General features: G+C 66.0%; 21 protein-coding genes. 17 read left to right on the forward strand and 4 right to left on the reverse strand.

Annotation, left to right across the window (positions count from 1 at the left end):
* Positions 1–13: 13 nt before the first annotated feature.
* Positions 14–1,651, reverse strand: a complete 1,638-nt coding sequence (locus tag NQ034_RS05855) for a DNA repair helicase XPB (protein ID WP_257047607.1) — start codon at positions 1,649–1,651, stop codon at positions 14–16.
* Positions 1,648–3,840, reverse strand: a complete 2,193-nt coding sequence (locus NQ034_RS05860) for a helicase-associated domain-containing protein (RefSeq protein WP_257047608.1) — start codon at positions 3,838–3,840, stop codon at positions 1,648–1,650. The genes NQ034_RS05855 and NQ034_RS05860 overlap by 4 nt, the downstream gene beginning before the upstream one ends.
* A 133-nt stretch (positions 3,841–3,973) precedes the next feature.
* Here NQ034_RS05860 and NQ034_RS16385 point away from each other — a divergent pair, with 133 nt between their 5' ends.
* From NQ034_RS16385 to NQ034_RS05885, 5 genes are all read left to right on the forward strand, one after another.
* Positions 3,974–4,195, forward strand: coding sequence for a hypothetical protein (locus tag NQ034_RS16385; RefSeq protein ID WP_257047609.1), 222 nt, complete (start codon positions 3,974–3,976; stop codon positions 4,193–4,195).
* A gap of 191 nt (positions 4,196–4,386) precedes the next feature.
* Positions 4,387–4,755: a cold-shock protein gene (locus NQ034_RS05870; RefSeq protein WP_257047610.1), complete on the forward strand. Its 369-nt coding sequence runs from the start codon at positions 4,387–4,389 to the stop codon at positions 4,753–4,755.
* Positions 4,755–5,642: a DUF3027 domain-containing protein gene (locus NQ034_RS05875; protein ID WP_257047611.1), complete on the forward strand. Its 888-nt coding sequence runs from the start codon at positions 4,755–4,757 to the stop codon at positions 5,640–5,642. The genes NQ034_RS05870 and NQ034_RS05875 overlap by 1 nt, the downstream gene beginning before the upstream one ends.
* Positions 5,643–5,711: 69 nt before the next feature.
* Entirely contained in the window at positions 5,712–6,977 is a 1,266-nt protein-coding gene (locus NQ034_RS05880; RefSeq protein ID WP_257047774.1) for an MFS transporter, read from the forward strand.
* A complete protein-coding gene (locus tag NQ034_RS05885; protein ID WP_257047612.1) occupies positions 6,974–7,468 on the forward strand; it encodes a DUF456 domain-containing protein in 495 nt (164 codons plus the stop codon). The genes NQ034_RS05880 and NQ034_RS05885 overlap by 4 nt, the downstream gene beginning before the upstream one ends.
* A 117-nt stretch (positions 7,469–7,585) precedes the next feature.
* On the opposite strand, the gene serC is transcribed toward NQ034_RS05885, so the two are convergent.
* Positions 7,586–8,728 (reverse strand): phosphoserine transaminase, encoded by a 1,143-nt coding sequence (gene serC, locus NQ034_RS05890; RefSeq protein ID WP_373456775.1) that lies wholly within the window; start codon positions 8,726–8,728, stop codon positions 7,586–7,588.
* A gap of 38 nt (positions 8,729–8,766) precedes the next feature.
* On the opposite strand from serC, the gene pdxH reads away from it, so the two are divergent.
* The 7 genes from pdxH to NQ034_RS05925 all read left to right on the forward strand — a co-directional run bounded on the left by pdxH (position 8,767) and on the right by NQ034_RS05925 (position 16,018).
* A complete protein-coding gene (gene pdxH, locus NQ034_RS05895; protein ID WP_257047616.1) occupies positions 8,767–9,441 on the forward strand; it encodes a pyridoxamine 5'-phosphate oxidase in 675 nt (224 codons plus the stop codon).
* A gap of 137 nt (positions 9,442–9,578) precedes the next feature.
* A complete protein-coding gene (locus tag NQ034_RS05900; protein ID WP_257047617.1) occupies positions 9,579–10,268 on the forward strand; it encodes a metal-dependent transcriptional regulator in 690 nt (229 codons plus the stop codon).
* Between the two features lie 200 nt (positions 10,269–10,468).
* Positions 10,469–11,326 (forward strand): C40 family peptidase, encoded by an 858-nt coding sequence (locus tag NQ034_RS05905; RefSeq protein WP_257047618.1) that lies wholly within the window; start codon positions 10,469–10,471, stop codon positions 11,324–11,326.
* A 253-nt stretch (positions 11,327–11,579) separates the two neighbouring features.
* Positions 11,580–12,347, forward strand: a complete 768-nt coding sequence (locus NQ034_RS05910; RefSeq protein ID WP_257047619.1) for a C40 family peptidase — start codon at positions 11,580–11,582, stop codon at positions 12,345–12,347.
* A 408-nt stretch (positions 12,348–12,755) separates the two neighbouring features.
* Positions 12,756–13,280 (forward strand): HNH endonuclease, encoded by a 525-nt coding sequence (locus NQ034_RS05915; protein ID WP_444861103.1) that lies wholly within the window; start codon positions 12,756–12,758, stop codon positions 13,278–13,280.
* A gap of 100 nt (positions 13,281–13,380) precedes the next feature.
* Positions 13,381–14,412, forward strand: coding sequence for a universal stress protein (locus tag NQ034_RS05920; protein ID WP_257047620.1), 1,032 nt, complete (start codon positions 13,381–13,383; stop codon positions 14,410–14,412).
* Positions 14,413–14,620: 208 nt separating this feature from the next.
* Entirely contained in the window at positions 14,621–16,018 is a 1,398-nt protein-coding gene (locus NQ034_RS05925; protein ID WP_257047621.1) for a polysaccharide deacetylase family protein, read from the forward strand.
* Between the two features lie 86 nt (positions 16,019–16,104).
* Here NQ034_RS05925 and NQ034_RS05930 read toward each other — a convergent pair whose 3' ends face one another.
* Entirely contained in the window at positions 16,105–17,085 is a 981-nt protein-coding gene (locus NQ034_RS05930; protein WP_257047622.1) for a phosphotriesterase family protein, read from the reverse strand.
* 576 nt (positions 17,086–17,661) lie between these two features.
* On the opposite strand from NQ034_RS05930, the gene NQ034_RS05935 reads away from it, so the two are divergent.
* The 5 genes from NQ034_RS05935 (at position 17,662) to NQ034_RS05955 (ending at position 21,688) form a co-directional block, all read left to right on the forward strand.
* Positions 17,662–18,084, forward strand: coding sequence for a hypothetical protein (locus tag NQ034_RS05935; protein ID WP_257047623.1), 423 nt, complete (start codon positions 17,662–17,664; stop codon positions 18,082–18,084).
* Between the two features lie 137 nt (positions 18,085–18,221).
* Positions 18,222–18,353, forward strand: coding sequence for a hypothetical protein (locus tag NQ034_RS05940; protein ID WP_257047624.1), 132 nt, complete (start codon positions 18,222–18,224; stop codon positions 18,351–18,353).
* Entirely contained in the window at positions 18,340–20,157 is a 1,818-nt protein-coding gene (locus tag NQ034_RS05945; protein ID WP_257047626.1) for a PD-(D/E)XK nuclease family protein, read from the forward strand. The genes NQ034_RS05940 and NQ034_RS05945 overlap by 14 nt, the downstream gene beginning before the upstream one ends.
* 73 nt (positions 20,158–20,230) lie before the next feature.
* Positions 20,231–20,839 (forward strand): D29-gp49 family protein, encoded by a 609-nt coding sequence (locus NQ034_RS05950; RefSeq protein WP_507148551.1) that lies wholly within the window; start codon positions 20,231–20,233, stop codon positions 20,837–20,839.
* Between the two features lie 30 nt (positions 20,840–20,869).
* Positions 20,870–21,688, forward strand: coding sequence for a DnaB-like helicase C-terminal domain-containing protein (locus NQ034_RS05955; RefSeq protein ID WP_257047629.1), 819 nt, complete (start codon positions 20,870–20,872; stop codon positions 21,686–21,688).
* Positions 21,689–21,727: the final 39 nt, after the last annotated feature.

The following is a 21,727-nucleotide window of genomic DNA, read 5'->3' on the forward strand; positions in this document are numbered from 1 at the left end:
GGACCGGCCGGAGTCAGCGCAGATTGTCGATCGTGTAGAGATAGCCCTGTTCGGTCAAGAACCGGCGGCGGTGTTCGGCGAAGTGCTCGTCCACGGTGTCCGAGGTGACCACCGTGTAGAAGGTCGCCGCCGAGCGGTCGGCTTTGGGGCGCAGGATCCGGCCGAGTCGCTGGGCCTCCTCCTGCCGGGACCCGAAGGATCCGGACACCTGGATGGCGACCGAGGCGCTCGGCAGGTCCACGGAGAAGTTCGCCACCTTGCTGACCACCAGGACGGTCAGCTCGCCCGACCTGAAATCGGCGTACAGCCGCTCGCGTTCGCCCTCCGGGGTCCGCCCGGTGAGCACCGGGGCGTCCAGTGCCCGCCCCAGCTCCTCCAGCTGGTCCAGATACTGCCCGATGACCAGGATCTGACTGCCGGCGTGGCGCTTGACCAGGGAGGTGACCGCTTCGATCTTCGACTCCGAGGTCGCCGCCAGCCGGTAGCGGTCCTCGCCGTCGGCCCTGGCATAGGTCGCGCGCATGTCCCGCGGCAGCCGGACCCGCACCTCGTGGCAGGAGGCGGTGGCGATGAAGCCCGCCGCCTCGATCTCCTTCCACGGGGCCTCGAACTGTTTGGGTCCGATCAGGCTGAAGACCTCGTCCTCGCGACCGTCCTCGCGCACCAGGGTGGCGGTCAGGCCCAGTCGACGGCGCGCCTGCAGGCTGGCCGTGAGCCGGAAGACCGGCGCCGGCAGCAGGTGGACCTCGTCGTAGATGACCAGGCCCCAGTCGCGCGCGTCGAGCAGTTCCAAATGCAGATAGGAGCCGCCCCGCCGGGTCGTGAGCACCTGGTAGGTGGCGATCGTGACCGGACGGATCTCCTTGACCGCGCCGGAGTATTCGCCGATCTCGTCCTCGCTCAGGCTGGTGCGCCGCAACAGTTCGGCCTTCCACTGCTTGGCGGAAACCGAATTCGTCACGAGGATCAGGGTGGTCGTATTGACCCGGGCCATGGTCGCGGCCCCCACGATCGTCTTGCCGGCTCCACAGGGCAGCACCACGACACCGGACTCCCCGGCCAGGAAGGAGGTGACGGCCCGCTCCTGGTAATCGCGCAGGTGCCAGTCGCCGGAGTGGGCGTCATCGGACAGCCCGATGCTGTGGGCCTCACCGTCGACGTAGCCGGCGCGGTCGGCCACCGGATGCCCCAGCTTGAGCAGCCGGTGCTTGAGTTCGCCGCGTTCCGAGGGGAACACCGTCGCGGCGCCCTCGTCGATCCGTTTGCCCAGTACGCCCTGCATATCGGGATGGTCCACCAGGCGTCCCAGCAGTGCCGGGTCGGTGCTGGTCAGGGTCAGGCCGTGCACGGGCGACTGGATGAGCACCAGCACGCCGAAGCGCTCCATCGTCGTGACGATCTCCAGGAGGAGTTCGTGCGGCACCGGGTACTTCGCATAGCGCAGCAGGGTGTCGATGACGGACTCGGCGTCATGGCCCGAGGCCCGCGCATTCCACAGGCCCAGCTGGGTGATCTCGTAGGTGTGCACGTGCTCCGGGGTCTTCGTCAGCTGCGCGAAGGGCGCGATCGAGATCGCAGCCTCCGTGGCCAGCCGGTGGCCGGCCTCCAACAGCAGTGTGCGGTCGGACTGGACGATGAGCGGGCCGTTCACTTCTCGGTTCCCTTCGCAGACGGATTCGGTGTTGTGCCCCCGGGCTCGCCGGCCGGGCGCACCGAGCGGATTCGGGCCAGGGGCAGTGAGACCTCGGAGAGGCCCGCGGCGCCCGCCCGCAGCGGTGCCGGTGCCGCTCCGCGGTGCCCGCGGACCCGCAGGCCGCGCACCCGTCCGGCAGTCACCGCGGTGGGGTACAGGCGCAGCTGGGAGACCTCGCCGGTGTGCGAGACGGTCTCGAGGACGACCTCGGCGCCGGTCGCCGAGACCTCGCGCAGTCGATCGGCCACCGTCACCGGTGCTGCCGGAGTCCCCGGGGTGCCGGTCGCCCGCTCGGTCAGCAGGGCGGCCTCGAAGTCGCTGAGCTCTCGGTCGCCCACGCGCAGGCTGCGGCGCTTGATCGGCGCGACCGCGGTGATCGGTGCGGGCAGCGTCGTTGTGTGTTCGCTCTGCGCGCCCAGGGTGTGGATGTCGGCGGCGGCCAGCAGCTCGGCCAGTCGTTCCTGACTGACCCTGGCGGTGGCCACCGTCGAGGTGAGCTGTTCGATGCCGGCGGTCAACAGGATCGGCTCGTTGACGATCTGCGTCAGGTCGTCCGGATCGTCGACGACGATGACCGAACGAGCCGGAGCCAGGCGCACCCGGTGCATCCGTGCGGCGGTCTCCTCGATCAGGAACTCCAGGGTCGGGACCAACGGGCCATCCGCGGCCCCTGCGATGAGGGCGAGCACGTCCGCGGCGCTCAGCCCGTCCTCCAGCCCCCGCCGCAGGCTGGCCTCGGTGAACCTGAACACGGTGCCCTGTCCGCGGGTCTCGACATCGGCCACCCGCTCCAGTGCGGTCGCCACGGTGGGTTCCAGGGGCCCTGTGGCGACTGCGGTCAGGTCGGACTGCAGGACGACGGTGCGCTCGAGGGGCGGCAGGAGGCCGGCGACCAGGTCGGTCCAGCCCTGCGGCACCGTGAGCCGCTCGAGGTCGAAGGGCAGCGGGTTGCCCGAGCGCGGCATCGCACCGGCCAGGTGCGCGGCCAGCCGCACTCCCACCGGGGTCAGCCCGAAGGAGTCCGGTCGGGCCAGGGGAGTGGTGACCAGGCCCAGGTACTCGGCCTCGGCCAGGATCTCGGTCAGGACCGGTTCGTCGGCGCTGGGCAGCAGTGGATGGTGCCACGTGAAATCCTCGACGATCGCAGCCGCAGCGGCCGCGAAGCCGCCGCGCGCGCCCAGGGCGTCCAAATCCGTCAGCAGCAGGTACCGGGTCAGTGGCATCACCGGCTGCGAGATCGGGAAACCGGAGAAGGGCGAGGTGGGGCTGTGCCCCAGCGACGATAGCGCGTGGACCACTGCACCGGTGCCATCGCGCCCGGCTACCACCTGGCCCACCTCGACGGGCAGGGCCAGCCACGCCTCGACCACCCGGGCGTAGGCGGCTGCCCGGTCGCCGGCTGCGAAGGACTCGAACACGTTCGTCGGCAACCACACGGGGTCGGCATCGGGTCCGCCGACGCCCAGCAGGCCCAGCCGGCCGGCCAGTTCCAACAGGAGCACGCTGCGGTGGGCCCCCGCGCCGGTGCGCGAGGCGTAGGACATGAGGTCGCGTTTGCCGATCCCGCCCTTGACCAGTTGGGAGGCCGGGCGGGCTGCGACCTCGCGGACCAGCGCCACGATATCGCCCACCACCTGGGCTGCGGCACCGGCCTGCGCGTTGCGGGCAATCGCCTGGGAGACCGGCGCCATGACGGGAGCCCTGGGTGGTTCGGCGTGCAGCCAGGCCGGGGGATTGGACTGGTCCCGTGCGCTCGTGGGCAGCAGGGAGACCGCCTCCGACTGGATGCGCCAGCGCATGGAGGCCGGCTCGGCCGAGTCCTGGGATTCCGCCCCGGCGGGCCAGATCAACGCGGTATCGGCCAATGTGTCGAAGGCCCGCGGATCGAGCCCGGCGGGCAGTTCGTCGAAGGAGACGTCGGGCGTCACCCGGGAGCGCGCGGCCAGCGCGCAGGCCAACTGGAGGGCTCCGGTGTCCAAGGACTCCAGCCCCCTGGCAACCCCGGCACGGGTTCCGGCGGCGCCGGCGATCCGCTGCGTGTTCGCGGCATCGCGGCGCAGCAGATCGCGTCGCGTGTTCAGGATCGCGCGGAGTCGGGGTTCGGGGCAGTGGGCCAGCCAGGCATTGAACGATTGGAGCGAGGGCACTCGTGACATTTTAGTGCCGCCCGGCCGGATGCGGGATGTGAGATGGCAGGTACGCTCGTACCCGCGGCGGCGGACACCGGGTTCAACCGGTAGACTCGTCTGCGTTGGGACGATGCTGCCAGAAGGGGCGACGGTGGACAAGACTGAATCGACACGGGTGGACGCGGTGATGCTGGGCATCGGCGTGGTGCTGGCCGTGATCGGCGGCCTGTCGATCGTGGTCGTCCTCATCATGGCGCTGGCCGGGGCCACACCGTCGCGGACGCTGACCTGGATCGGAATGATCACGCTGCCGATCGCGTTCATCCTGTTGATGGTGGAGTTCCTCCGGCTGATCCGGGCCCGTCGGGCCTGAACCGGGGACCGTCCAGCGGCCCACAGCGGGGAGCGCCGTCGGAGTCTCCATATTTCACAGGTCCCTCCATCAACTCATTCTCCTCCGCTCATCGGCGGATCACGCGTTCGCGCGGGTGGTCGCGCGCGGTGCGGAGCACACAGGGGCGGGCGCGCAGCGCCGGTACCCCACCACTACGAGGAAAGGAAGTCATGCCCACCGGTCGAGTCAAATTCTTCAACGCCGACAAGGGTTTTGGTTTCGTCACCACCGATGACGGCGAACGCGTGTTCCTACACGCCTCCGCGCTGCCGGCCGGCGCAGAAGTCCAGCCGGGCACCCGCCTGGACTTCGACGTCGTCGACGGGCGCAAGGGCAAACAGGTGCTCAAAGCGCGGGTCGTCGAACCCACCCGCCGGGTGCGGCGGGATCCCGAGAAGACCGCCGCGATGATCGATGATGTGATTAGATTGCTGGAGGACACTTCCGCCGGCCTTCACCTGGGACGCTTCCCCGAAGTGGGGCATTCCAAGAAGGTCGCAGAGGTCCTGCGGCACATCGCCGACGATTTGGAGGGTTGATGAGCGGGTTATTCGCCGAATGGCAGACCTCGCTGCGCGCCGGAGCCCCTGCCCCGGTCAAGACACCGCGGCGCCGTACAACGGCACCGGACAAGGTGCTGGCCGCGGCCGTCGACGTGGCGCGCGAGGCGATCGTCGAGGTCGCGGGCGCCGCCCACATCGGGGAACACCTGGGGTGCGTGGAGGAATCGCCGCGCCTGGTCACCCACACCTTCGCCTGCACCGACCCCGCATATCGGGGCTGGCACTGGATCGCGGTACTGGCCAGGGCCCCTCGTTCGAAGAAGGTCACGGTCTGCGAGACCGCACTGCTGCCCGGTGACGGCGCCCTGCTGGCGCCGGACTGGGTGCCCTGGCGCGAACGTGTGCGCCCAGGCGATATGGCGCCCAAGGACGTGTTGCCCAAGCTCGACACCGATCCGAACCTGCAGCCGGGCTATCAGCAGGTGCCGGTGCGGCAGGACGAGGACAATACGAGCGGGGACAACGTCGACCAGATCGCGAACTTCGAGTTCGGTCTGGGCCGCGAGCGGGTGCTGTCGAACGAGGGCATTTCGAACGCGGCGGCGCGCTGGGCCGGGGCGGAATCGGGTGCGGACGGCGAATTCGCCCGCAACTCCACGGCACACTGCGGCAGCTGCGGCTATCTGCTGCCGATGGCGGGGGCGGTGCGCACCCAGTTCGGTGTGTGCGCCAACGAGTGGTCGCCCTTCGACGGCCGGGTGGTCGCCCTGGCCGCCGGCTGCGGAGCGCATTCGGAAACCGCGCCGAAGGAACGACCTGTTGAACAAGCCGAACCGGTCGTCGACGACCGGGCCGAGGTGTTCGAGATGATCCCGGCCGGTTCGGACGGCGGTCATGCCCGACCCGAGGACACAACAGTCTGATACGACGCAGCGGTTCGGCGGCGTACCGGCGCTGCGGGTCCGGAAGGAGAGCGCTACACCTTGAGTTCGATGTTCCAGTCTCTCCACGAGCGCAACTACCGCAATTGGTTCTCCGGCGCCCTGGTGTCCAATACCGGCACCTGGATGCAACGCACGGCACAGGACTGGATCGTCCTGACCGAACTGACCGATAACGATGCGACGGCCCTGGGTGTGGGGATGGCCCTGCAGCTGGGGCCGCAGCTCATCATGTTCCCCTTCGCCGGGTCGATCGTCGACCGCTTCGACAAGCGCAAACTGCTTATCATCACCCAGGCGCTGATGGGGATCAACGGCTTCATCCTGTTCGGGCTGATGCTCTCCGGGGTCATCCAGCTGTGGCACGTCTACGTTCTGGCACTGGCCCTGGGGCTGGTTTCCACGGTCGATTCGCCGGCGCGCCAGTCCTTCGTCTCCGAACTGGTCGGCGAGAAGCTGGTGCCCAATGCGGTGTCGCTGAACTCGGCGTCGTTCAACGGGGCGCGCATGGTGGGACCCGGTATCGCCGGTGTGCTCACCGCGCTGATCGGCGCGGGTCCCATCTTCCTGATCGCCGGGCTGGGCTTCGCCGCGACCATCCTGGTGCTGGTTACCCTGGACACCTCGAAGCTGCATCCGGCGGCCCGCCGGCCCAAGGGGCAGGGGCTCAAGTCGATCACCGGCGGATTTTCGTATCTGCGCACCCGGCCCGACATCGTGGTCGTCCTCAGTGTGTTGTTCGTCGTGTCGACCTTCGGATACAACTTCAACATCTTCACCTCCACGATGGCCAAGCTGGAGTTCCACCACGATGCCAGTGGGTTCGGACTGCTGAACTCGGTGATGGCGATCGGTTCGCTGGCCGGAGCCCTGACGGCTGCCAAACGGGAACGTCCCAGACTGCGCTTCATCTTCGCAGCGGCAGGCGGATTCGGCCTGGCCACCGTCAGTGCCGCGCTGATGCCCACCTATTCCGCATTCGCCGTGACGCTGATCTTCGTGGGCTTCGCCTCGATCACGATGTCGACCGCGGCGAACGCCTACGTCCAGACCACCACACCGGGCGCGGTGCGCGGCCGTGTAATGGCAATCTACATGGCGGTCGTGATGGGAGGGGCCCCGATCGGCGCGCCGTTCGCCGGCTTCATCGCCGACTGGCTGGGGCCACGGGCCGCGGTGCTGGTCGGGGGGATCTCGGGAGTCATCGGCATCCTGATCGGCGTGACCTGGATGGTCTTCGCGAAGAACATGCGCGTGCACAGAGCGCGGGTCCATCCGCGGCGGATCATCCACTTCACCTATGACGGGCATCAATGACGCCGGAGCTCATCACCACACTCATCGTCGCCGTGTGCATCCTGGTCGGCTGTCTGGGCATCATCGTGCCGGTCCTGCCCGGCAGCATCCTCATCCTGGTGTCGACCCTGGTGTGGGGATTCGTCCTGAACAGCCCCGGCAGCTGGGCCGCCACCGCGGTGGCCGGGGTGTGCGCGGTGGCCGGGATGACCTCGTCCTGGGTGCTCACCGGGCGCCGGCTCAAGGACCGGGGGATACCCGGTAGGTCACAGCTGGTGGCCGGCCTGCTGGGGATCGTGGGATTCTTCGTCGTCCCCGTCGTTGGGCTGCCCCTGGGCTTCGTCGCGGGCCTGCTGCTGATGGAGTATCTGCGGTTGCGCGACTGGGGCCCGGCCTGGCAGGCGACCCTTGTGGTGCTCAAAGCGCTGGGCATCGGCATCATCATCGAGTTCGGATGTGCCGTGGTGGCCGCAGGGGCGTTCGCCGTCGGGGCGCTGGTGTACTTCCTTTAGTACCCGTGTCGCCGGGTTCCAGGCGGGCGTCCGGGCCCGCCACCGGGCGCAATCGGACGAGGCCGCCCCTCCCGTTACGGGAGGGGCGGCCTCGTGTGTCGGGGGCCTACACTTCGCTCAGAGGCGCTCGAGCACGTAGTCGATGCAGGCCAGCAGTGCTTTGACGTCCGCCGGTTCGACTGAAACGAAGGTGGCGATGCGCAGCTGGTTGCGACCCAGCTTGCGGTAGGGCTCGACGTCGACGATCCCATTGGCGCGCAGAGCCGCTGCGAGGGCCTTGGCATCGACGGTGTCGTCGAAGTCGACGGTGGCGACGACCGCCGAACGGTCGGCCGGCTCGGTCACGAAGGCCTGGGCGTGGGCATTGGTCCGGGCCCAGTCGTAGATCATGCTGGAGGATTCCGCGGTGCGCGCGGTGGCCCAGCCCAGCCCGCCGTTGCCGTTGATCCATTCGAGCTGTTCGGCCAGCAGCAACAGGGTCGCCACGGCCGGGGTGTTGTAGGTCTGGTCCTTCGCGGAGTTGTCGATCGCGGTGACCAGGTCGAGGGAACCGGGGATGTAGCGGCCGGAGTCCTTGATCTCCCTGGCCCTCTCAAGAGCGCGCGGGCTCATGATGGCAACCCACAGGCCGCCGTCGGAGCCCATGTTCTTCTGCGGGGCGAAGTAGTAGACATCGGTCTGGGAGATGTCCACGGGTAGGCCGCCGGCCGCCGAGGTCGCATCGATCACGACGAGGGCGTCCTCGGCTATCCCCGCGGGGCGCACGATGTCCGTGGCCACACCGGTGGAGGTCTCGTTGTGGGGCCAGGCGTAGACGTCGGCACCGTCGACCGCAGTCGGCACGGCCGAGGTCCCGGGTGCGGCATCGACGATGACCGACTCATCGAGCCAGGGCGCGGTCCGGGTGGCCTTGGCGAACTTCGAGCCGAACTCACCGAACTGGGCGTGTACGGCCTTCCGGCGGACCAGGCCGAAGGTCGCGACATCCCAGAACACGGTGGACCCGCCGTTGCCCAGGACGACCTCGTAGCCGGCGGGCAGGGAGAAGAGTTCGGAGACGCCGGCACGGATGCGGGCGACCAGGTCCTTCACCGGCTTCTGCCGGTGGGAGGTGCCCAGCACGGTGCGTCCCGCGGCGCTCAGGGCGTCGACCTGGGATTGACGGATCCTGGCCGGTCCGGAGCCGAAGCGTCCATCGGCCGGCAGGAGGTCGGAGGGGATGGTGATGGTGTCTGCTGTATCAGTGCTCACCCAGACCATTCTACGGCGTGTGAACCGGGGCCGGGTAGGCTGGACATATGGCGGACATTCCCAAGGCGATCCTGGATCTGGCGGCACAGCGTGTCGAATACCATCGTGGCATCACGGACGATCTGGCGGCCGATCCGGCCGCCCAGTTCACCGATTGGTACACCGCCGCGCAGGCGGAACTGGCCGAACCCAATGCGATGCTCGTGGCCACAGCGGATGCGGCGGGCCCGGATGCCAGGATCGTGCTGCTCAAGAGCTTCGATGCCGCCGGCTTCGTGTTCTTCACCAACTACGACTCGGCCAAGGGCCGCCAGATCGCCGGGAATCCCCACGTGGCGCTGGTCTTCCCCTGGCACGAGATGCAGCGCTCTGTGCGGGTGCGCGGAATTGCGGAGAAGATCACCGCGGAGGAATCCGACGCCTACTTCGCCAAGCGCACCCGGGGGTCGCAGCTGGGTGCCTGGGCGTCACGGCAGTCGTGCCCGGTGGCGGACAGGGACGGCCTGGAGGAGCAGTACGAACGGGTTGCCGAGCGCTTCGCGGGGGTGGACGTGCCGCGGCCCGAACACTGGGGCGGTTACCGGGTGCGGCCGGTGGACATCGAGTTCTGGGCGGGACGGGATAACCGGTTCCACGATCGTTTCGTCTACACCACGATCGACGGGGAATTACATCCCTTGGACAGCGGTGCGGACTGGAGTGTCGTGCGTTTGAATCCGTGATTTTATGTAGGCTGACCTAAACGATAGCCGGGGACGGGAATGAATCGGGGAATCCGGTTGCTCTTCCCAGTAGGATTAGGGCAGGGTGGATAGCCGGAGTGGCTATCGAGTCTGCAGACACGACAAAGTAGGGGACTGTGAACGATCTCGTCGACACGACTGAAATGTATTTGAAGGCCATCGTCGAACTGGAGGAACAGGGCATTACGCCGCTGCGCGCCAGGATCGCCGAACGCCTGGACCATTCGGGGCCGACCGTGTCCCAGACCGTGGCGCGAATGGAGCGCGACGGGCTGCTCATCGTCGACCCCGACCGCAGGCTGGAACTGACCGAAGAGGGTCGTGAGCACGCCATGTCGGTGATGCGCAAGCACCGCTTGGCCGAGCGCCTGTTGGCCGATGTCATCGACCTCGACTGGGTGCTCATCCACGATGAGGCCTGCCGGTGGGAGCATGTGATGAGCGATCAGGTGGAGGAGAAGCTGGTCAAGCTGCTGCCCAACCTGCAGACCGGGCCCTATGGGAACCCGATCCCCGGCCTGGACAAGCTGGGTGTCGAAGCCGCGGCACCCGAACCGGTGATCTCCCTGGCGGCGGCCTGTGGCCGCACCGGTGCTGATGTGGAGATCGCCTGGTTCGCCGAACCCCTGCAGGTCGACCACTATCTGTTGGAGAAGTTCAGGCAGACCGGCGTCATGCCCGGAGCCAAGGTCTCCTCTCGGCCGGAGGGCGAATACATCACGCTGAGCGCGCCGGATGTGGAAGATGTGCTGGATCTGCCGGTGGAGACGGCGACGCACGTGTTCGTCCGCCCCATCACCGCCTGAACGGCGTGCTGTACGTTCCACGACGCACTGGACCCCCGGCGGATCATCCGCCGGGGGTCCAGTGCGTCGTGGAACTCGGAGGGCCGAATCTGAGTCCCAGCTGGGAATCGTAACCAAAACGTGACTTACCGTGATCATTTCGTTAGGGTTGATCTCGGTCGCCCGGACCGGGCGCCCCGCATACTTTGGAGGACATTCCCTTGGCGAACAAGACGCACGGTCGCCGCCGCGCAAACACGCGAGCGAAGACCCCGCTGACCGAACTTGCCGACGCGCTCAGCGCCAACACCGGGGTGGTGGGACGCAGGGCCGCTGTTGTCGCGGCCGCAGGCGGCCTGGCAGTGGCTGCCGGCCTACCCACCGCGATGTCGGGAACGGCCAAGGCCGACGATGCCGGAGCCTCCACCGCCGCGCAGAAGGTTTCGGCGGACGCCACCGACTTCCAAAGCCAGGATGCGCTGAAGGTCGCCCCGGCGGCGAAGGCCGCGTCCAAGGCCGATAAGAAGGACTCCGATAAGAAGGACTCGGTGCAGGCCGGAGCCGTGACGCTCAACGTCACCGCCAAGAAGGCGCCCAAGCCCGCACCCGTGGTCACCCCGTCGGCCACCGACAATGGTTCTTCGTCCTCCGGTTCTTCGTCTTCTTCGTCCTCGGGCAACGGTGATTCGGGCAAGAAGTCCTCTTCGGGTTCGAAGCACGTCTCCGTGCCCTCCAACGGCTCGCGCGGTGAGAAGGCCGTGGCGATCGCCAAGGGCTATGTCGGCGCGCCCTACTCCTGGGGCGGCTCCTCGCCCAGCGGCTGGGACTGCTCGGGCTTCGTGTCGTATGTCTACAACAAGGTGGGCGTGAGCCTGCCGCGCACCTCCGGGGCGATCAAGTCCGCCGGTACCGTGATCCCCAAGTCGCAGGCCCAGCCGGGCGACATCATGTGGCATCCGGGCCACGTCGGCATCTACGCCGGCGGCGGCAAGATGGTCGACGCCCGCAACAGCCGGGTGGGCACCGTTTACACCTCCACCGCCTGGATGAGCGACGCGGTCTACGTGCGCGTGGGCTGATAGCCGCTGTCGGCGGACCGGCGGCGACCGGTCCGCCGACAGCGCGTACAGGCGCTTTCGGGGCCACGCGAGCACTGCTCGTGTGGCCCCGAATGTATGTTGATCTGTGATCCTCGTGACCGAAACGTGACAATTCGGTTCGGATTCGTTACGGTAGAGCCTGTCAGTTTTTGTAACGAAACGATTGCGATCGATCCACGGAAACGCGGCGCCGGATCACCGGGCCGGTTGTGATGATCGCGGAGGAACCCCCTTGACTCAGAAGCAGCACGGTCGCCGTCGCGCGGATACCCGCGTGAAGACCCCCCTGACAGAACTCACCGCAGCCCTCAACGCCAACTCGGGCGTGGTCGGACGCCGCGCGGCCGTTGTGGCCGCCGCCGGTGGTCTGGTCGTCGCTGCCGGCCTGCCCAGCGCAGTCGCCAGCACGGACAAGGACAATGCGGACAAGGCGACCAGCTCGCAGCAGACCGAGTCGTTCGAAGCACAGAAGTCGATCAGCGTCGAGCCTGTGGCGAAATCGGCCAAGGATTCCTCCACTGCGGGGGTCGTCAACCTCAGCGTGAAGGCCACCAAGGCGCCGAAGAAGGCTGTTGCAGCCGAAGGCACCGCCGCCGGCGCCACCGGGAAATCCGCGGGGAAGTCGGCCGGGAAGTCCGTTTCGATCCCCGATGGTTCGAAGGCCCAGAAGGTCATCGGCATCGCCAAGCAGTATGTGGGCGTGCCCTACGTCTCCGGCGGCACCAGCCCCTCGGGTTGGGACTGCTCCGGTTACACTCAGTTCGTCTTCGCCAAGGTGGGCGTGAGCCTGCCGCGCACCTCCGGAGAACAGCACAGGGCCGGCCATATCGTCAGCCGTTCCGAGGCCAAGCCCGGTGACATCATCTGGAGCCCCGGCCACGTGGGCATCTACGCCGGTGGCGGCATGATGTACGACGCGGGCAATCCCCGGGTCGACACCAGCTACCGGTCGATCAACTGGATGGTCTCGGCGGGTGCGCAGTTCGTTCGCGTTCTCTGAGCCACCGCGCTCCAACTGACACTGGGCACTGGTGACGACGGGCTTCCTCCTCTTGGTCGTTCACTGAGTGTTCGCTTAATCTTGAATGATGTCCCCTGTGGTTTTCACCACAGGGGACATCATTGTCTGTAGGCTGGAAATGAGTGTGCCGCACAGCCGGTGCGGCACTGGACAGCGACCGCGCTGGGGACCGTCCGCATCCGGCGGACCGGTTCTGCGTGGGGAAGCGGGTGTCATGGCCATGAGAACCAGCGGGATAGACCACATATTCGGTGGCGGTGGGCGAATAGCCCCTGCCACTCACGGCGCGTCTGCGCGCCGGACGAAGGGCGCCGTGCGTGTGCACGGCGCCCTTCGTCGTCCACGGGCACTGGATCGGCAGGAGGCCTCTGCGGTGGGAGTGGGCGCATGAGCCGGGCGCACAGCAGCCTGCGCACACTGGTGCTCAACGCCGGTTACGAGCCCATGTCGGTCGTGCCCTACCGCCGGGCGATCGTGCTGGTGCTGGGGCAGAAGGCCAGTGTGCTGGCCGTAGAGCCTGGGCGCACCATTCACAGCGAGCGGTTGACGGTCGAACAGCCCGCCGTCATCCTGCTGCGCAGGTATGTCCGGCAGCCCACCGGTTCGACCACCGTGGTCTCCCGCCGCGGGGTGCTGCGCCGGGACCGTCACCGGTGCGGCTATTGCGGTCATGCGGCGAATACGGTGGACCACGTCCTGCCGCGCTCCAGAGGCGGGCAGAACAGCTGGCTGAACCTGGTGGCCTGCTGCCGCGCGTGCAATAACCGCAAGGGCGATGCGCTGCCCGAGGAGATTGGCTGGCGGTTGCTGTTCTCCCCGTTCGTTCCGGGAGGGCAGGCCTGGTGGTTACCGGATCTCGACGATCCCGCCCCGGCCTGGCGTCCATTCCTTGAACTTCCGTCAGCCGCATGACGGAACGCGGACTCAACCACTCCTGTAGGCGTTAGGCTGGTCATGTCAGCCCGCAAAGCATTGATGCCAGTGGAGACTGGCCCTAAGTGAGGAGAATCGAATGAGCGATCAGAAGACCCCGGAGGTCGCAGACGCCCAGGCCGTTGTCGTCGGCATCGACGGTTCGGATTCCAGCAACAACGCCCTGTCGTGGGCGATCGAGTACGCGCAGGCGACGGATCGCTCGATTCGCCTCGTCGGCGCCTATACGGTGCCCAGCGTTGCAGCGGCGTCCATCGATGTGTCCTATGTGCCGATCGACGATTCCGCCGTGCGCGCCGCGGTGACCGATACGCTCAAGGAAGCAGCCGGCCGGGTCAAGCAGGCCGGTGTCCAGGTCGAGGCCGTCATCGAGATCGGCGATGCCGCGGGCGTGTTGGTCGAGGAATCGAAGCAGGCCACTCTGGCAGTCGTCGGCACCCGTGGCCGCGGCGGATTCGCCGGCCGTCTGCTCGGTTCGGTGCCCAGCGCGCTGCCGGCCCACGCCAAGTGCCCCACCGTCGTGATTCCCACGGCCTTCAGCACGGATTCCAAGCGGGAGGCCCAGCCCACCGCATCGCGGCCGATCCGCAATGCCGCCGGTGATGACTTCAGCGTCCGCGCCGCCGGTGATATCGACCTGCCCGTCGAAGACGCAGCGGGCCTGGACTTCGGTGGTTCCGTGGTCGTGGGCATCGACGCGCTCGGCAAGGAGTCCCCGGCTCTCTGGGCTGCTGCGGAGTACGCGGTGACCCGTGGCCTGCCCCTGCACATCCTGGGCGTTATCACGACCACCGTGGTCGGCCCCGAATGGCTGCCCAGCACCACCGATCTCAGCGAGTTCGTCGGCAAGGGATCCGACAAGCTGAAGCTGGCCCAGGCCGCGGTCAACGAGAAGTACGCCGACCTCAAGGTCGATTGGACCCTGTTCGACGGGCAGCCCTCGGAGGTCCTGGTGCGCGCATCGGACACCGCCGATCTGCTCGTCCTCGGCTCGCGTGGACGCGGCGGGTTCGCCGGTCTGCTGTTGGGATCGACCTCGCAGTCCGTGTTGCCCTATGCCAAGTGCCCGACCATGGTCGTGCGCGTGGCGGGCGAGAAGCTGTTCAAGTGAGGTAGGACGGCACGCACGGTGTGAGTCAAAGCACCCATCCCTGCGAACTTCGTCAAGCGTGAAGGTATTAGGGTGTTGAGTGGCCCGGGGTTCGGAATGATCCGGCCCCGGGCCATTGGTTTGTTGCGTGGTGGACAAGGAAGCGGGATCAGCAGTGGGAATTTCTAGTGGATCGGGGCCGAGGCGCGGCCTGGGCCGAAATACGAAGGTGGGCGCTGCCCTGACCGCGGTGGCGGGACTGCTGCTGGCCGGCTGCACCTCGGGCGGCGGCGGTGGCATCGGGGGTGACTCGGTGCACTACGACGGCCTGCCCCAGGGGGTGGAGAAGAGCCTGCAGAGCTACGCGATCGTCGACGACGGCGAGTCGACGAAGGTCCCCGTGGACGCCCACTTCTTCGGTCTGCGCGGAACCTCCAGTCTCAATGAGGAAATGGAGAAGGCGATCCTCGCCGACCTGAAGTCCGGTGGGGCCTTCGGGACCCACAAGGGTTTCGACCCGGTGACCACGAAGCCGGGCGAACGCTGGGACGAAGCCGACTTCACCTCGGGCGAGGCCGCCGGGGCCACCGCGATCCCCACGGCATCCGCCCTTGCCTCGGACCAGTCCAAGGGCGTGACGGTGAGCAACCGGGTGATCGCAGCCGGTGGGGACTACATTCTGTCCACCGTGGACGCCACGGTCAAGGGCCAGACCGGCCACACGTCGTTCGTCACGAACGTCAAGGACGATAAGACCCAGCCGGCCTCGGCGCTGTTCTCCGATGCGTCCAAACTGGGCGAGGGCGCGGCGCTGGGAGTCGACGACAAGGCCCTGCCGACCATCGACGGCCAGGCCGTGGACAAGGGCGATCTGTCCGAACTGGGCCAGCAGGTGCGTGAGGCCCTGGGCAGTGGTTCGTTCACCCCGGCCAAGGACTCCAAGACCTGGCTGCCGGACTACACCTGTGGTCTGCTGCCCTGTGTGGGCGTGACCTATGACGACGGCCCTGGGAATGCTGAACTGACCGATGAGATCATGGAGGCGCTCGAGGACAACGATGTGCGCGCGACCTTCTTCATGATCGGGCAGAACGTGGCCAACTTCCCCAAGGAGGCCAAGAAGCTCTACGACCAGGGCAATGAGATCGAGAACCACTCGTGGAGCCATCCGCAGCTGTCGGCCATGTCGGCGGCGGGGGTGAAGGAACAGATCGACAAGACGAACAAGGCGATCGTCAAGGCCGGTATCCCCAAGCCCACTCAGATGCGCCCGCCCTACGGTGCGAAGAACCGGATGGTCGAAAAGGCCTCGGGGATGCGCCTGATGATCTGGGACGTCGACACCCTCGACTGGAAGACCAAGTCGAAGCAGAAGACGATAGATTCCGCGGTGAACACCAGTAAGCCCGGTTCGATGTTCCTCATGCACTCGATTCACAAGTGGACCGTCGACGGAGCCGATGCAACCTTCAAGGGGCTGAAGAAGCGGGGCTTGTACCCGGTTCCCTCCGGCTACCTGTTCAAGGGCCTGCCCTTCAAGAAGGACGCCAGCTACTTCTGCCGCGGCTACCGGGTCGACTTCAGCTGCTCGAATCCCGAACACCCGCAGGTGATCACGAACAGCTGATCGGCGGATTGCCGAAACGGGGGCCGAGGTTCCGCCGCTGTGGCGGGAACCTCGGCCCCCGTTTGTTTCCGGTCGGGCCCGGTCGTTCAGGCGCCCGCCAGCACCCGGCGGGGCACATCGACGAGCATGGTGTCGACGGCGGACTGGTCGACCCCGTGCTCCAGGGCGTAGGGGATGACATCGTCGAAGACGTGGGTGAAGTGCCACTGGGCCATCTGCGCGCGGGCCACGGGATCGATCCAGTCGATGTAGCAGGAGGCGTCCTGGGACAAGACCATCTGTTCGGCATAACCGCGGCTGACCATTTCGACCAGTGTGTCCGCGCGGGCTTCGAAGGTGGTGTCGATGTTGATGCCGAAGCGGTCCATGCCCAGGGTGAAGCCCATATCGGCCAACGACGACAGGTGATCGCAATCGGTGGAATCCCCGCTGTGGCCCAGCACGATGCGGGAGGGGTCCACCCCCTCCTCGTCGACCATCACCCGCTTGACGTGCAGGCCGGTCTGCGAACCGGGGTGGGTGTGGACCGTGATCGGCACGTCGGTGGCCAGGTGGGCCCGTGCCACGGCCCGCATCACCCGCTCGACGCCACGGGTCAGTCCCTGATGGTCGATCGCGCACTTGAGCATGCCGGCCCTGACCCCGGTGCCGTTGATGCCCTCGCGGATATCGCCGATGAACATATCCACCATCGGATCGGGAACCTCTGCGCCGAGCATCGCGTTGAGCGCGGGGCCACGGTGCATGAAGTAGTTCGGGACGGTGGTGTACGTGTACACGCCGGTGGCCACGACGATCTGCAGGGGCACCTGCCGTGCGATCTCCTGGATGCGCGGAATGTAGCGTCCCAGGCCGACCACAGTCGGATCGACGATCGTGCGGACCCCGGCATCATAGGCCCGTTGGAGTTCGGCAACGGCCTCGGCGATCCGCTGGGGTTCCGACCCCCAGTCCGTCTGATAGTTGTTCTGCACTTCATCGGTCAGAACGAATACGTGTTCGTGCATCAGCGTGGTGCCCAGTTCGGCCGGGTCGACCGGCCCCATCACAGTGTGGACTGCGCTCAATGTCCTCGCCCTTCGTCATTGGAGGTTTCGACTGCGCCCGCAGGTCGCCGGTGGTCCCGGTGGAATGCCTACGGATGCTGGGTTCGAGCGTAGCCGGGCCCGCCCTCGCCCGCAATGGTGAGGACGGGCCCGCAGTGTCGAAGGCGGTGTGCGCGGGAAACCGTCCAGAGCGCCAGACCGGCCGCGCTGCGCGAGAGTTTGTGGCGGGCCGGCGCCATGCCCGAGGCGATGTCCACGATCGCCGCTCCGGGGCCGGCGCGCATACGTACAAACACGCCCCGGGAACATCCGGCCGGTTGCGGCCGGAGTGCTGTTCCGCGGAGCGTGCATTACCCGATGATGGGTTGTGCCCCCGATTGGATTCGAACCAACGACACCCGCTTTAGGAGAGCGTAGGCTGGAGCCAGAAGCGCGAGTTCATGCGGTTCTTTGCTCCCTCCAGTTTACCTTTCGCTCAGGCTTTTCGCGAGATGGTGTCACCTCGGTGTCACGGGATCGAAGCCCGCCTTCGTGCGGGCTTGCGTCCAACAGGATACGTACTGTAGGATAGGCGGCATACGGAAAGGAGATAGAGCGATGGCGAAACTGCCGCCAGTAACAACGATCGAGGGCCTCATCCGAGACGGATGGACCTACGACATGATCGCCGAGGAGTATGGCGTCCAGCCCATGACGGTATGGCGCAAGCTATCCCGCGCCGGCAAGACCCCTGAGCCCCGCCATGGAGACGAGGTGCTTCCGTGGGCCGTCGACCCAGAGCATCGCCAGACGAGCATATATTTCAGCGCCCTAGCTATCACGGCCCTCGAAGAGGGGCGGTCGGTTGACGAGAGGCGCGCGGGAATCGTCCGCCGCCTCCAGGAAGACCTCAAGGCGGCCGATGCTGTCATTGGCTACGACCCGAGGATGCCACCGAACCCTGCGTCGAAGACGAAGGGTGGCTTCTTCTACGCCAAGCGCCGGCCGCAAGATACCGGATGGTTCCGAATGCCGGACTAGAGATTAGAACAAAGCTTCGAACATGTGTATCATCAGATACGAAAAGAGGCCGGCCCCGAAGGACCGACCTCTGACCAGCCGCTAAGCAAGTCAAGGCGCTGTTCCACCAGCGCCTCAGTTAGAAAGTGTATCATCTTATGCCCGATTACGACATTCCCTTGTTTATCGACCCCGAAGACGGGGCCGAGTCCCCTGATTTCGAATGGCCGACACTCGAAAACGTCTTGACCGAGAGCCAGATCGAAGAGTTCCTCAATGGTCGCCATTGAGCTGGGCATGCCGCGTCGCAGGAGCGCATCGCAGCTCCTGAGCTACCTGGAATGCGGCGAGAAGTATCGGCTGGGGCGCCGGGCCAAGGCGCCGGCGCGGCCGACGGCCTGGGCTCCGCAAGGGACGGCAGTCCACTACACAATCGAACAGTGGGAGAAGTCGGGACGGGTCGGGACGCTCGACCAGGTCGCAGCGGTGTTCGAATCTGAGTTCGACAAGCTCATCGCCGAGCTCAAGGAAAAGAACACCGAGGGCCTCGACTGGCTGACAGGATCGAAGAAGTCAGGCGAGCAGGATATCGAGGAGCGGCGCGACAAGGGTCGCGACCAGGTCCTGCGCTACGTCGACTGGGCCGTCGACAAGGCCGATGAGTGGCGGGTCATGGCATCGGAGCAGGAGTTCGACATCGAACTTGGTGGAGTCCAGGTCAAGGGGTACATCGACCAGATCGTATGGTCGAACAAGTTTGATTCGTACATCGTCCGGGACCTCAAGGGCCTCCCTCTGACAGAGAAGATCGCAACGCCGTCAGGCTGGACGACGATGGGTGAAGTCGAAGTCGGAGACGAGGTGTTCGGCACCTCAGGGTTGCCTGTCCGCGTGTCGGAGAAGTCGAGGACCAAGACCCTCCAGTCTTATCGTGTTCGATTTGATGATGGAGAGGCGGTTGAGTGCGACTGCGAGCATCTGTGGCAGGTAACGCACGCGAAATACGGCCCCAGTGCAGGACCAATGATTACTGAGGTTATGTCTATACCGGAGATGCTTGCATGGGAGGGGGCGCCTCTCAGTGTGGAGCTTCCGGAGCCAATCAAGCTGCCCGAAGCGGACCTTCCGATCGACCCATACGTTCTTGGCGTCTGGCTCGGCGACGGCAACAGGAATAACGGTTGCTTCACTAAAGGGTCACCGGAGCCCGCGAACGAGATCCGCCGGCGAGGATTCGAGGTTCGAGAGTGGAAGCTACGGCCGAACCGTGCACAGGAGTACAACGTGGTCGGATTGCACTCCGCACTGAGGAAGCATGGCCTGAAGCGCAATAAGCATGTGCCAGATCAGTACCTCAGGGGGTCTCGCGACCAGCGACTAGACCTCCTGCGCGGACTGATGGATTCGGACGGGACCTACAACGAGGCTCGTGATTGCGTCACCTTCGTAAATACGAACAAGGACCTAACGGACGCCGTTGCTGAGCTGGCGAGAATGGAAGGGGAGCGAGTCTATACATATGAGCACAAGTACAGTGGATTCGGGAAGTCGGGCGTCGCATGGGGATGCCGGTGGACCCCAAGGAATGCGAATCCCTTCGCGGCGCCGACAAAGGCGGGGAGGTGTACGCCTCGAACGACTCGACAGAATCATCGTCGAGTAATCAAGGCTATCGATCCGATTGGCGCAACCGAGACCGCGTGCATTGCAGTCGAGTCGAGCGATCACCTTTACCTCGCAGGGCGAGGTATGGTGCCGACGCACAACACCGGGACGAAGCGTCCCGAGACTCCACTCCAGCTCGCCGTCTACGCCGAGGCTTGCCGCCAGAACGGGCTTGACGTATGGTCGGGATCGTTCGCCATGCTCAAGGAGCAGCCGGCCAAGATCGAACACTTCGAAGACCTCCGGGCCTTCGATACCGCGACGCTGTCACAGATGTTCCATGACATGGATGCGATGGAACGGGCTGGCTTCTATATAGCCCAGCCCAGCAATGCTTGCCGGGTCTGCGATCAAGCACAGTGGTGCAAGTTCTCAGGCCGGGCTATCGACGCGGAAAAATATGCGGCTCAAACCGCAGTTTCCGCTTGACATAAACGTCCAGTAACATACATACTGGAAGACATGAGCGGCGCAGCAAGCGTCGTTCAACCGACAGAAGGGAATCAGCTACATGGCTGACGGAAAGATTGTCATTACCCTCAAGGCCGGCAAGGGCTATGAGGCCCCGTGGCTCGTCGTCTCGGGCGACACTCCGATCGAAGCGCAGACGACGCTCCAGGCCGTGATCGAGAACGGCCTGCCCGCTCTCGTCGGCCAGGCGTCCCAGGCCTTCCAGGGAATGGAAGCGGCCGGTGCCAATCTCGGCGCCACGCCGGTTCAGGCGCCGGGCAACCAGCCGCAGCAGGGCTCGCAGTGGGCTCAGACGCCGGCTCCGCAGGTTCAGCAGCAGCAGCAGTCGATGGGCCAGGCCGCATGGCCTCAGCCTCCTCAGCAGCAGGGCAATCCCTTCGGCCAGCAGGTCCAGCAGCAGGGCGGATTCCAGCAGCCGCAGCAGGGCGCCGGAGCTTTTGGCGGAGAGGAGCCGCCGATGACGCCGTTCGGCCCGGCACGGAAGGTGACGGGCACCAGTAAGTATGGCCCTTACGCGGCCTGGGCCGATCCGCGTCCGCGTGAGCAGACGCAGCACCTCGGCCGCGAGGCGTCGACTAAGGACCCGCAGGACCCCGGCCTGTTGAACGGCACTAAGAAGTTCTGGCTCATGATCAAGTAATTGTCCAGTAGCATACGGAAGGAGTGACTAGTGCTTTCACTGGTCCAAGCGGTAAGGATGTCGGCGACAGCCGGCAAGCCCATCTCGGTTCCTTACGGCAACTTCTCTGCTAACGGCGTCTGCTTTCGTCGCGGCGAGTTTACGCTCGTCGCGGCGGGGCCGGGGTCGGGCAAGTCGGCGCTGATGCTCAACATGCTCCAGCGGGGCAACGGGCATGGACACGTCCACCCGACCGTATACTTCTCGGCCGACTCTGGACCGGCTCAGGTGTTCCAGCGATCGGCGACGATCGCATGCAATAACCACGGCTACGCCTACGACATGGCCGGCGTTGAGCAGATCGCCAAGGACGAGGGCGGTCACGCCTGGCTTGAGGATCTGGTCCGGCAGGACGCTAGTCATATCCGGTACAGCTTCGACTCGACCCTGACGACTGACGGAATCATGGATGAGCTCGAATCTTACGGCATGGTCTACGGCGAATGGCCCGAGGTCATCGTCATCGACAACCTGATGAACGTCGATGCCGGTTCGGGCGAGGAGTTCACCGACCTCAACGAGGCAAGCTTCTTCCTCAACGACCTGGCCCGCGACACTAACGCGGCCGTTATCGCTCTTCACCACGTCGGAGGGCAGCACGAGGACGGCGACAAGCCAATTCCTCTAGGCGGCCTGCGAGGCAAGGTGTCGAAGTTGCCGTCGATGATCCTGACTCTTCACCGAGTCGAGGACGAGATGAAGGTGTCGGTCGTCAAGAACCGCGCCGGCCGCGCTCAAGCGGACGGCGGGTGGGGCGTCGAGCTCCAATGCAACCTGGCCTACATGGCCTTTAGATGGGTAGGGGATTGACCTGGACTATCACGATTACGAATTGTTGGTCTACGGCTT

Source organism: Brevibacterium moorei (genome assembly GCF_024580735.1).
Lineage (GTDB): Bacteria > Actinomycetota > Actinomycetes > Actinomycetales > Brevibacteriaceae > Brevibacterium > Brevibacterium moorei.